The 11,849-nt window shown below is 62.1% G+C and carries 8 protein-coding genes, 3 pseudogenes and 1 riboswitch; of the genes and pseudogenes, 3 read left to right on the forward strand and 8 right to left on the reverse strand.

Features of this window, described 5'->3' with window-relative positions; all coding sequences use genetic code 11:
- Positions 1–6: 6 nt before the first annotated feature.
- Both AC5ZG5_RS31175 and AC5ZG5_RS31180 read right to left on the reverse strand, forming a co-directional pair.
- Positions 7–3,300 (reverse strand): non-ribosomal peptide synthetase, encoded by a 3,294-nt coding sequence (locus tag AC5ZG5_RS31175; protein ID WP_496165483.1) that lies wholly within the window; start codon positions 3,298–3,300, stop codon positions 7–9.
- 615 nt (positions 3,301–3,915) lie between these two features.
- Positions 3,916–4,722, reverse strand: a pseudogene (locus AC5ZG5_RS31180) (hypothetical protein); the annotation flags it as partial.
- Positions 4,723–4,855: 133 nt separating this feature from the next.
- On the opposite strand from AC5ZG5_RS31180, the gene AC5ZG5_RS31185 reads away from it, so the two are divergent.
- Positions 4,856–5,332: a nickel/cobalt transporter gene (locus AC5ZG5_RS31185; RefSeq protein WP_496165484.1), complete on the forward strand. Its 477-nt coding sequence runs from the start codon at positions 4,856–4,858 to the stop codon at positions 5,330–5,332.
- Positions 5,333–6,127: 795 nt separating this feature from the next.
- Here the strand turns inward: AC5ZG5_RS31185 and AC5ZG5_RS31190 are convergent.
- Genes AC5ZG5_RS31190 through cobU form a run of 4 tightly spaced genes read right to left on the reverse strand, consistent with a single transcriptional unit; the run spans position 6,128 to position 8,195 of the window.
- On the reverse strand, positions 6,128–6,262 hold the full coding sequence (locus tag AC5ZG5_RS31190) for a hypothetical protein (protein WP_456646537.1): 135 nt from the start codon (positions 6,260–6,262) through the stop codon (positions 6,128–6,130).
- Between the two features lie 9 nt (positions 6,263–6,271).
- Positions 6,272–6,904 (reverse strand): 5,6-dimethylbenzimidazole synthase, encoded by a 633-nt coding sequence (gene bluB / locus AC5ZG5_RS31195; RefSeq protein WP_456646536.1) that lies wholly within the window; start codon positions 6,902–6,904, stop codon positions 6,272–6,274.
- On the reverse strand, positions 6,904–7,692 hold the full coding sequence (gene cobS / locus AC5ZG5_RS31200; RefSeq protein ID WP_456646547.1) for an adenosylcobinamide-GDP ribazoletransferase: 789 nt from the start codon (positions 7,690–7,692) through the stop codon (positions 6,904–6,906). Before cobS ends, bluB begins: the two co-directional genes overlap by 1 nt.
- Positions 7,692–8,195, reverse strand: coding sequence for a bifunctional adenosylcobinamide kinase/adenosylcobinamide-phosphate guanylyltransferase (gene cobU / locus AC5ZG5_RS31205; RefSeq protein WP_456646535.1), 504 nt, complete (start codon positions 8,193–8,195; stop codon positions 7,692–7,694). The genes cobS and cobU overlap by 1 nt, the downstream gene beginning before the upstream one ends.
- A gap of 127 nt (positions 8,196–8,322) precedes the next feature.
- Here cobU and cbiB point away from each other — a divergent pair, with 127 nt between their 5' ends.
- Together cbiB and cobD are read left to right on the forward strand one after the other, a co-directional pair.
- A complete protein-coding gene (gene cbiB / locus AC5ZG5_RS31210) occupies positions 8,323–9,264 on the forward strand; it encodes an adenosylcobinamide-phosphate synthase CbiB (RefSeq protein WP_456646534.1) in 942 nt (313 codons plus the stop codon).
- 11 nt (positions 9,265–9,275) lie between these two features.
- Positions 9,276–10,241 (forward strand): threonine-phosphate decarboxylase CobD, encoded by a 966-nt coding sequence (gene cobD / locus AC5ZG5_RS31215; RefSeq protein ID WP_456646533.1) that lies wholly within the window; start codon positions 9,276–9,278, stop codon positions 10,239–10,241.
- Positions 10,242–10,251: 10 nt separating this feature from the next.
- On the opposite strand, the pseudogene AC5ZG5_RS31220 reads toward cobD, so the two are convergent.
- Together AC5ZG5_RS31220 and AC5ZG5_RS31225 are read right to left on the reverse strand one after the other, a co-directional pair.
- Positions 10,252–10,986: pseudogene (locus tag AC5ZG5_RS31220) on the reverse strand (cobyric acid synthase); the annotation flags it as partial.
- Positions 10,987–11,045: 59 nt separating this feature from the next.
- Positions 11,046–11,572: pseudogene (locus AC5ZG5_RS31225) on the reverse strand (cob(I)yrinic acid a,c-diamide adenosyltransferase); the annotation flags it as partial.
- Between the two features lie 43 nt (positions 11,573–11,615).
- Positions 11,616–11,833: riboswitch (cobalamin riboswitch) on the forward strand.
- Positions 11,834–11,849 lie beyond the last annotated feature (16 nt).

The following is an 11,849-nucleotide window of genomic DNA, read 5'->3' on the forward strand; positions in this document are numbered from 1 at the left end:
ATCCCCTCAGTTCATGCCCTGCTTGACGCTTCGTATAAGTGCATCCAGTTCTTCCGGCGGCAGCTTGGCAAGGCGATTTCGCAAGTCACTTAATGCCGTCCTTGAGCGCGCCCGAGGCCTGATCTCCGTCAATTCCTGGTCGTCGGCCGGAGGGGCGTCTTTTACGGCATTCGAGAAACCTGCCAGCGTTGGGTTGTCGAACAGCGCCCGGATTGGGATGTCGATGCCGAACCGGCGCCGCACGCGCACGATGACTTGCATGGCAAGCAGTGAATTGCCGCCGAGGTCGAAGAAATCGTCGGTTGCTTTAATTTCGTCCTCTCGCAGTACAGTCCGCCAGATGCCTGCCACGTCGGCATTCACCGGCATCGTGCCGAGTGCAATCTCCTGGCGTGTGGGCGCATCAGCAAGCGATTTGAGAGCCATCTGATCGACCTTGCCGCTCGGCAAGAGCGGAAGCGCATCGACCACGAACAGTTTGGCTGGGACCGCTGCCGACGGCAAACGCTCCTGAAGAGATGCACGCAATTCACCCGGAACGGGAGCCTTCTGTTCCTGGTGTCCGACAACGAATGCGACCAGCCGTTGTTGGTCAGCATCGCCCACGATCATCGCTGCGGCATCCTTCACCGTGGCGTGGCTGCGGAGCGCCCCAAGGACCTCGTCGAGTTCCAGCCTGACACCCCGCAGCTTCACTTGGTTGTCGTTGCGGCCGAGAAAAAGGATCGTGCCATCCGCCCGGCGAACTCCACGGTCGCCAGTATCGAACAGTATCGGCGAAGGCGCTCCCGCAACCGGATTGGCGCTGAAGCGCTCGGCAGTCAGATCGGGTTTGCCCCAATAGCCAAGTGCCAGGCAGGCACCCCCTGCGTGGATCACGCCGGGCATGCCCACCGGAGCCGGCTGACCCGTGCGGTCGAGAACGTAGACCTGCGTATTGGCAATGGGTTTGCCAATCGGTACGGGCCCGTCGGCATCTGCGTCCTGAACCTCGTGGACAAGAACGTCGGCTGCGACCTCGGAGGATCCGTAGAGATTGATGAGCTGTCGGCCAGGGCAAGCCAGCTTGAAACGTCTCACGAGATCCGGCGTGAGAACTTCGCCGCTCACCGACCACATCTTGAGAGCCGGCAGACGCCTTCCCAGGTCGGGCGCGTGGTCGAGCAGCACGCGCAGCAACGTCGGCACGAGCACAATCCTGGTGACGCAATGCTGTCCGAGCAGCGCGATGAATTTTTCCGGATCAAGGACGATCTCATCCGGAATGATCACCGTCGGCACGCCTGCCAGCAGCGGTCCAAGCATTTCCCAGATGGCGTCAACGAAGCCGATCGACGTCTTGCAACAGGCCACCTCGCCGCGGGCGAACGGATACGCCTCATGCATCCAGTCGATCCGGTTCATCAAGGCTCTGGTCGCGCCCATGACGCCTTTCGGCACCCCGGTCGAGCCGGACGTGAAGAGGACATAGGCGAGATCGATGCCCGCTCCTGTACCCACCATCTCGACCGGCTTGCTCCAAAGCGGAGCATCCCGATCCATCACGACCGCTGAAAGCCCGGAAGGCAAGCGGTTGGACAACGCGCGAAGGGTGAGCACGGTACGGCAGCCGGCCAGTGCGACGAGTTGCGCGAGGCGCTTATCCGGTTGGGCGGTATCGAGAGGAACCCACGGTATGCCGGCGACCAGGCACCCCAGTACTGCCGTAAAGGCATCGACCGAGCGGGGCAGGAAGATGCCGACCGGCTCGGCGGTATGGCCACGCAGCGCCGTTGCGACCTGACCCGCACACCGAGCAAGCTCGCAAAAGCTGATCCGCTGATCGTCAGAAATGAGCGCGACGTCGCCCGGCAGCTTGGCCGAAATCGCGGCAAAGGCTTCTGCCGGAGTATGTTGCAGGTATTGGCGTGCCGTGGAATTCCACTCGAACACGGCACGTTGCCAGTCGTCCTTGTCAAGCAAGTTGATGCCACTGATAGCTCGCTCGGGTTTGTCGACGACCGCCTCCAGGATACGCCGGAATTGATCGGCCATTCGCGCTATCATCGACGGGTCGAAGAGTTCGCTGTCATATTCGAATGAGCAAGCGAGTCCGTCACTCTCGATGATCTCGAGCGAGAGATCCAGTTTGGCCACACCAGGGTCGACGTCCACGTCCTGAATCTGGAGGCCGGCCAGCTTCGGCGCTTGATGTCGAAAGTTCTGCAGCACGAACATGACCTGAAAGATCGGGGAATGGTCCCGTGTCCGCGGACCACCCATATCAGCCACGACCCGCTCGAACGGAACGTGCTGGTGCTCAAACGCGTCGAGCAAGACCGACCGATTGCGGGCCAGCATTGCAGCAAAGGTGGGATCGCCTGACAAATCCCCGCGCAGCGCCAATGTATTCACAAAGCAACCGATGAGTTGCGCGAGATCTTCGTCGCGACTTCCGGACACTGGCGTACCGACCACGACGTCGTCTGTATCGGCCCAGCGTTGCAGCAGAACTTGGAATGCCGATAGAAGGCCCATGAAGAGAGTGGCACCGTGGCGGGAGCACAACGCTCGCAGCGCTTCGATGAGACGTTCATCTATGTCGAACCCGAGACGCTTGCCGCAGTGGCCCCGTTGGGCGGAACGCGGGCGAACAGTCGGCAATGCAAGGACAGGTGGCGCGCCAGCAAGCGCTTTCCGCCAGAACGCGACGTCTTGCTCGAATGCCGCCCGCGCGTACAGCCGTTCCTGCCGTTCGGCGAAATCGCTGTATTGAACCGCGAGCTCCGGCAAGACAGCCGGCTTGTTGCCTAGTCTCGCCTCGTAGAGACTGGCGAGTTCATCGAAGAAAGTCCCCATTGACGACCCGTCGATGATGACGTGATGAAATACGATGACGAGCAGGTGCTCTTGTTCCGACAGCCGCGCAAGCGCAACCCGCAAGTGCGGCGGAACGGCGAGATCAAAGGCAGTCTGACACATTCGCGCCGCAAGTGCGTCCACCTGCATACGACGTTCAGATTCCGACAGTGAGCTGAAGTCCTGCTCGTCGACGGCGAACGAGATCTTGTCATGCACCTGCTGCAGAACCATCCCGTTTCGCTCGACAAGCCCCGTCCGCAGGACTTCGTGCCGCGCGATAAGGTCGTCAAATGCACGCGCGAGGAGATGGTTGTGAACCATCCCTCTGAGCCGCAGCACTCTCAACAGATTGAATAGGGGCGTTCCCGGGTCGATTTCATTCGTCAACCAAAATGCGCGTTGCTGTGCAGAGGCTAATAAGTCCCGCAAAAGATAGCTCCATTCCCGGTGCGGAACCAATTGTCACTCGCTGGTTCCAGATCTTGCCTCAGTATATTCTCAACTATGCGCAAGTTGCGGCAAGCAACCTGCCGCGTTTGGGGTGGAGCACTTGGCGCGGATTGGCGAGCGAATGGGGTGCTACGGCGGCGACCGTAGCGTGCTCTGGCGTAGAGTTGCGCACTCGACGCGATTCGAACGTGTGGCACGTCCAGGATTTGAACCTAAGCAGCGGGTTCCGGCAGGCCGCAAGGATGCTTCGCAGCGAGCTAGGCCGCCAGCCACCAACAAAGTGGGCTCCCGCGATTGTGGGTTTCGCGATGTGGCGAACCTCCGCCACTGTGCCAAGCGCTCACACCACCATCATGAGGACAAAAAGCGGTTCCTCATGTCGGTGATTGCGTATGATTCCCTCCCTGGGCACCAAAACTACGCTTTTTCACGCTGGAGCACGATCTCGTGCGATTGCGTTCGCCAGATAATCGGCGGGAAGGGCTCGCGGATTTCTCTCCCTAAGCCCCGCTAAGTTTGCGTACGTCCCCCAAACCAGACGAGGCGCGAATCCGGCTTTGAAGAAATAGCCAGAACCGGTTGTTGAGGTGTCTCGGGGACGATACCAACCGCGATAAACAAAGTTTACGATCCCTTGCAAATAGGCGTTGGCTGTTGCGCCGCTGGCGGATGATCCTTCTTGTATTGAGCCAGGATAGGCTCGAGGGTTTCCTTTGGCCAAAATGTCGGAGCGAGGATTTCGTTCAAACAGGAAGCGTTCCAATATAGTCCCACGCCAGACAGCGACCGGCCAGCCGCCATTGCTCGCGCGACGGCGTTGACGTCGGCGGCCTCAGGATAGATGTAAAGCGTTGTCGGATTGTCCTTCACCATCGCGATGATTTGCGCTGCGTCCGATGGCGCCCAACTGGTGCAGCCGTTGCTGCGGCCGCCGGCGTAATCAACCAGCGTTCCAAACGGAACGTAACCGTCGCGGTTTGCGTACGGACTGCGCGGATCTTTTCGAAGACAGACGTTCCTCAACAACTCGGCCGGATGCCCGCCGATCTCGCGCTCTCGGGCATTTGCGGTCTCGCCCTCGCCATCAAACTGAACGAACGAGCGCACTAGAACCGCGTCTTGTTTCGCCGAAACACGGTAGTAGCCTTTGAAAGACGTCTTCGTCTCGCCGGTTACATAGGCCCCGCCAGTTGTCAGAGTTGAGTCCATCGCATTGCCGAAGTTCTTCGCGCAGCGTCTTCCGTTCGCGAAATCCGCGACGCCTTTCAAATCGCGACCGCCGCCGTGACCGGCCGAAATCGCGCGAAACGATCGATCGGATTCGCAGAGGACGTAGAACCTGTCCCCCAATTTGCCATCGCCCAGATCATTGGGACGCGTAGCGTCCATGGCGAAGTAGCAGGGATTTTTGACCGCGCCTTCGCTCACTCTGTACGTCAAAGGCCGCGGCTTTCTCATGGCCTGCCGCGAACCGACGCGGCGCCAGACACCCGTCCTGGCCTTCGCTGCAGCTCAAGGCGGCAAGACCTTTCAGTTGCCTAACCGGCGTCTCGGCGTGATGGCCATGCGCGGCGGTCAATGCCAAGTTGATGGGTGCACCGGTCACGTACACCGCTTTCACTGCGAGCATGCTGATCATCACGAATCGGCCTGGGGGCACGCCCACGGGCCGGAGCCGGCCGGGCTTGCCGGCGCGGGCGGTTGGCAGCGTGGCTTGTCGGTGGTCGTTGCGGTCGGCCTGCGGCCATGTTCCGGCGCGATCATCGTGCTCATCTTCGCGCTGACGCAGGACCTGTTCTGGACCGGCGTCGGCGCGACGCTGATCATGGGATTGGGAACGGCCGTCACGGTGGCCGCGATCGCAACAGCCGCCATCAGCGCGCGGCAGCTCGCAAGCCACATTGCGAGCGCGCGGGCCGGATTCGGCATGCTCGCAATGAGAGCGATCGAGGTCGGCGCCGCAGCGTTGATCGTTGCACTCGGCGCCTTGTTGCTGGCCGGTTACATGTCCAGCGAGCGGCTCTGGATGTTCACGGGATAGGCCCGACGCCATCGTCCCAATCGGATCCAGCTGGCTGCAATTGTGGCGTTCGGCTCAACGGCCGACCGGCTGGCTCATGTTGGTCCAGCTTCGGGAGCTGACGTCCTCATGCTTGCCCGTTCGTACGGTTGGGGGTCATGCGCGCAGATTTGGCCGCACATCGACCATTTTCGGCGCGCCCTTGGCAGCCGACATGTGGACGAATGTTTGATTTTCTCGATATGGGCCATCGCTTGCCCCTTTAGTAGTCGATTAGGCAGCCACACGCGTCAGGTCGAAAGGCGGAATCGCAAGCACTGGCACTTCACACAGCGAGCTCAGGAATTTGGGATTCGATCAATCGCAAGAATCGGGGTGTTGCCAGCCCAGATTTGAACCTACTCGGCGATCATTTTGAGTGGCGATGGATCGCGCGTGAACGGCGGCTTTTGGCGGACTATAAAGAGGCCGCGCACCGAGTTAAGCTGCCCTCCGGTAAGAAAACAGGGCCCCCGAAATAGTGGGTTTAGCGATGTAGCGGACCACTGACTCGAACCCCCGACAGCTCGGGCGACACGATCCGAGCTGCAAAGTTCACCTCATGCGGCGCGACGCCGGTGTTGATGGGGATCCAGCTGGACCTAGGTTGCCGGAGCTAGCTCAAGCTTGCTCATGATCTATTGGAACGAGAGTTCAAGTTTTTCAATTGGTTAGAGGACGGCGTGTACACGGCGTGTGCACCGGGAGATGCGGAAAAATCTATTGTGGGCAAGTGTGGGCGGTCGCACTCATCGAGGCGATGTTGACAACCGAGCCTTAGCTCTCGGCCAGCAGCGGACGAAATGCCATGCAGGTCCGGAACGTGCCGGTGAGGTTGACGTCGAGCACTTTGATAAAGGTTTCAATCTCGTACTCCTTGTCGCATGCAAGGATCCTGGCGTAATTGACCATTGCATCACTCTAACGTTGGATCGTGCATTCGCTCGGCGTCCGCCGGTATTCCCAATCGGCCCGCTCGAGCTCGGGCCGATCGAACTCGGCCTGGGGAAACCCGACCCAGAGATAGCCGATGAGTTTCCAGGACTCCGGCGCGTCGAGAATCTCGCGGATGCGGGCAGGCGTCAGGATCGACACCCAGCCGATCCCGATGCCTTCCGCGCGGGCGGCGAGCCACATCACGCAGATGGCCGCGACGACGGAATATTCGATCGTTTCCGGCATCGTAGCGCGCCCGAGGTCATGGCCGATGTCGCTGGCCTTGTCCGCGAATACGGCGAGGTGACACGGAGCCTCCTCAAGGCCTGAGAGCTTTAGCGCGGCATATCGCGCTGCGCGTTCGCCCGAATAGCACGCCAGGGCATCGGCATTGCAGGCCTTGAAATCATCGATCACGGCGCTGCGTCTTGCCGCGTCCTCGACGATAACGAACCGCCACGGCTGGCTCAGTCCGACCGACGGCGACAGGCAGGCGATATCGATGAGCCGCTCCAGCGCGCCTTCGGGCAGCCGATCGGTCCGAAATCGTCGCACGTCGCGGCGCCAGATGAAGAGCTCGCGCAATTGCCCGCGAAATTGATCGTCGAAGATAACCATTAGAGTTGCAGGCCCGACTGAAACAGGGCAACTGCCATCAGCAGGATGGCGGTCTCGGAAAGCTGTTCGAATGCACCGAGAATATCGCCCGTCTGCCCGCCGATCTGTTTGATGGCAAGCCGGGCCATCATCACGCCGATCAGGGCGAGCAGGGCTATGGCCAGGATCGCCTTGCCCGGCCCAAAGCCGAGCGCGAGTACGATGGCGCCCAACCCAAGCGCAATGGTGGCGCTTTGCAGTGTCGGCTGTCCGCCGCGAGCCGAAAGCCCGTCTGGACGTGCCGGCGGCACGAAGGCCATGAAGGTCGGCACTCCTGCGCGCGCGGCGGCATGTGCGAGCAGCAGTGCAATCATGACCGATCGCGGTGCGGCGATCGCCGTGAGCGCACTCCAGCGCAGGATCAGCGGGATGACAAGCGCGCAGGCTCCATACGTGCCGATCCGGCTATCTCGCATGATCTCGAGCTTGCGCTCACGCGTCCGGCCACCGCCCAGTCCATCCGCAGTGTCGGCAAGCCCGTCCTCGTGCAGCGCGCCGGTCACGACTATCGTACTCGCGAGCGCAAGCATGGCCGCCGGCCCTGGCGTCAGACCAATCGCATGGGCGATGGCGTAAACGGCGGATCCCACCAAGCCGACCAGCAATCCCGCAACCGGTAGCGACCAGCTTGCGCGCGTAACTTCGCCATCGTCCGCGGCCGCGGCGTGACCTAAGGGAAGAATCGTGGCGAACGAAATGCTGATCCTTAAGTCGGTGACGATGCTGTGGATTTGCTCGCGCTGAACCATCACTTGACCTTCATCGGCAATCCCGCCACCACGAACTCGACCTCGTCGGCGACCGCGGCGACCTGTTGATTCAACAGACCGGCGGCGTCGCGAAATACGCGCGCGAGCGCGTTGTCCGGCACGATCCCGAGGCCGACCTCGTTGGTGACAAGGACCACCGAACTCTGTTGCCAGCCGAGTGCATCCGTGAGCAGGGCGGCGTCGTCCGACCAGTTGCGTCCGGCATGGAGTAGGTTTGACAGCCACAGCGTCAGGCAATCCACGAGGCGGGCACCGCCGCCGTCCGTCTTGTTCAACGCCTGCACGAGATCGAGCGGAGCCTCGCGCTCGATCCAATCATCGCCGCGGCGCGCGCGGTGGCGGGCGATCCGCTCCTCCATCTCCGCATCAAGCGCTTCGGCGGTCGCGATGTAGACGGGCCGGCCGGGATAGGTGTGTGCGCGCGCCTCGGCGCGCCGGCTTTTTCCCGACCTGGCGCCTCCCGTGATCAGCACAATCGGCATCGAACCCTCCGTTAAGACCAGCACTAACCACCAATCGCCGGCAAAGACAAAGCTGAATTCTGCTCCGAGGGGCTTGCGCTGCGGCGTAATTCTTGCGCATCAGGGCGGGCGTAACAGGAGACGATCCGTGGGTTTTGCCGGGGCAATGGCGGTGGCGATGACGGTGGACGCCCTGATGGGGTGGCCTAGCGCGCTGTTCGCGCGCATCGGCCATCCCGTCACCTGGATTGGCGGACTGATTAGCCTGCTCGATCGCAGTTGGAACCGATCGGCCGATGCTTCCTCGATCCGCCGCAGCGCAGGCGTCGCCGCCGCGCTGCTGGTGATCGGGCTTTGCGTCGGGATCGGTTGGATCGTGCAGGGCGTGCTGCCCCCGGGGTGGAGCAGCGTCATCTTCCTCGGACTTCTCGCCTGGCCCATGGTCGCGCTGCGCTCGCTTTATGACCATGTCGCCGCTGTGGCTCCGCCGCTGCAAGCTGGCGACATCGATGCGGCACGCCTGGCGGTCGCGCAGATCGTGGGGAGCGATCCCGCGACGCTTGATGAAGCAGGGATCGCGCGCGCAGCCATCGAGAGCCTCGCTGAGAATGCATCGGACGGCATCGTCGCGCCCGTGTTCTGGGGCGCGCTGTTCGGCCCGCCGGGCATCGTCGGCTACAAGGCCATCAATACGTTGGATTCCATGATCGGCCATCGTTCGGAGCGCCATCTGTATTTTGGCTGGGCGGCTGCGCGCATCGATGACATCGCCAATTTCATCCCGGCGCGTCTCACAGGCTTTCTTTTCGTGCTGGTTTCCTCGCGCCTTTCGGAAGCGCTGTCATGCATGGTACGAGACGCGAACCGCCATCGTTCGATCAACGCAGGCTGGCCGGAAGCCTCGATGGCAGGCGTGCTTGGCGTACGATTGAGCGGACCGCGTAGCTATCACAGCAGCATCACCAACGAGCCCTGGTTGAACGAGGGTGCGCGCGATCCGCTGGCTGCCGACGTCCGGCGAGGCTTGACGCTCTACATCCGCGCGATGCTGTTGCTGGGCGGTTTGCTCGCGGCACTGGCTTTGGTATGACGGGGCAGGCGATGCAGGAGCATGGTGGCAATCTCGATCAGGCGGTGCAGCGTTTCGGTGGGCGCGTGGAGGATTGGATTGATCTGTCGACCGGCATCAATCGGCAATCCTATCCGGTCGGCGAAATCGAGCCAAAACATTGGCAAACACTGCCATCGCGATCCGACATCGAGTTGCTGCTTGAGGCTGCGCGGCAGGCTTATGGGACCAGCGCGTCGATCGTGGCGATGGCCGGCGCGCAAGCAGCTGTCCAGCTCCTGCCGCGCTTCGCGCCCCGTGGTCGAGCCCACATTCTCGCGCCCACATACAACGAATACGCTGCTGTTCTGTCGGCCGCTGGCTGGGACGTTGCCGAGGTCCCGACGCTTGACGCTCTGGCTGGAACCGATCTCGCCGTGGTCGTCAATCCCAACAATCCCGATGGACGACGCCATGACAGGGAAGACCTGCTCGCGTTGCTGCCACGCGTTGGTTGTCTCGTCATCGACGAGAGTTTTGCCGACGCCGTTCTCGAATTGTCGCTCGCATCGGAGGCGGGACGACCGGGCCTCCTGATCCTGCGCTCATTCGGAAAGTTCTATGGCCTCGCTGGCTTGCGGCTCGGCTTCGTGCTTGGCGGGGAGCGAGACATCGCTGTCCTATCGGCGATGGCGGGTCCGTGGCCGGTCTCAGGTGCCGCGATCGCGGTCGGGCGGCGCGCCTTGCTGGATCGCGAATGGGCCATGGCAACCGCGAGTCGTCTCGAACGCGAATGTCAGCGGCTCGACGCCGCGGTGAAATCGCAGGGGTGGAAGCTCGTTGGCGGCACGCCGCTGTTCCGTCTCTATGAGACCGAAGACGCGCGCACGGCGCAGGCGCGGCTTGCGGGCGCACGCATCTGGTCGCGCATCTTTGAACAACAACCGCGATGGTTGCGGCTGGGTCTGCCGGGCGGCGAGGCCGAGTGGGCTCGCCTGAGCGAGGCCCTCTCGCGCTGACGTCTCCTGGTCAGCGGGCCAGCGCGAGCAGCCCTTCGACATCGAGATGAGCCTCGATGTGGTCGGCAAGCGCATCGAGCGCGCTTTCTACCTCTCCACGATACGGTTGGTCCGCCGCTGGAATGTCGAGCTGCGCGAGAAAGGACTTGCGGAAATCGTCGGACGCAGACAGGCCGTGCAGATAGCTGCCGTAGACGCGTCCGTCGCGCGAGATCGCGCCTTCCGGCGCGCCATCGAGCAGGGCGAACGGACGCGCGCGATCGGGTCCATCGGTTTGCCCGATATGGATCTCATAGGCATCGATCGGCTGTCTGGTCTCGATGTGTTGTGCGGCTACGCGGGTGAGCGTCTTCTGCTCGGTCATGACCGTGGTTACATCCAGAAGCCCGAGGCCTTGCGTTTCGCCCGCCGGTCCCTCGATCCTTTCGGGATCGGCGACGCTGCGCCCGAGCATCTGGTAGCCGCCGCAGACACCGAGCACATGACCGCCGCGGCGGTGATGTGCCAGCAGATCGATATCCCAGCCTTGCGCGCGCAGGAAGGCAAGATCGCCGCGTGTCGACTTCGAGCCGGGAATAATGACAAGCCTGGCGTCGCCGGGAATGGCCTCTCCGGGGCGAACCATCACGAGATCGATGCCGGGCTCAAGCTTGAGCGGGTCGAGATCGTCGAAATTGGCAATCCGTGACAATGCGAGAAAAGCGATCTTGCACTTGCCGGGCCTGCGCGCCTCGCCGAGCCCTAGGTCGCGTGGACAGTTATCTTAGCCAGAGCAGAGTTGCGGCGATAGCGACGACAGCGAAGGCCGGTGAGAACGACATGCGTCGTCGGTGGCTTCGAGGTTCTCCGCGATCTCCAGATAGTCGTACCGAAGCGCGATGTTGATCTCGTCGAGCACGACCATGCGCAAGGCTGGATCCCAGAATCAGTTGCTTCGCCTTGTCCCAGCCTGCCCTTGCTGCGGCGATATCGCGGGCGCGATCCTGCGTTTCCCAGGTAAAGCCTTCGCCCATTGCATAGAACTGGCAGAGGTCGCCGAAATGTCCGGTGAGCAGGCGGCGCTCGCCGGTATCCCAGGCTCCCTTGATGAATTGAACCACGGCGCAGGGAAAGCCATGCGCGACACAGCGCACGATCATGCCGAAGGCGGAGGATGATTTTCCCTTTCCTGCGCCAGTATGAACGATGATCAGTCCCTTCTCGCCGCTCTTGGTCGCCATGATCTTGTCGCGGGCGACCTTTTTCTTCGTCATTTTCGCCGCGTGGCGGGCATCTGCAGAGGCCTCGGAGGCGACGGCATCCTCGTCCTCGGCGGCATCCTGTTCAGACATCATCTGACGTGGTCCTTCGGCTTGACAAGTCGCAGGTAGAGGCAAATGGTGGGCCTGCGTTGGTTCCTGTCCTACGACAGGCGAAGAGGGAATGCGATAGAGCTCAAATCGAGAGGTTTGGGTTCGAAAAGCAGCCGCCCCCGCGACCGTGACCGGAGAGATGCCCGAAGCCACTGCCCCGAACGGGGTCGGGAAGGCGGGCACCGAAGGACAAAATCCTGCTCCGCTAGCCGGGAGACCTGCCAGCGCAACGTTTGAGACCGGCGGACGGGGTGTT

The sequence above is a fragment of the Bradyrhizobium sp. Ses1 genome (genome assembly GCF_059512365.1).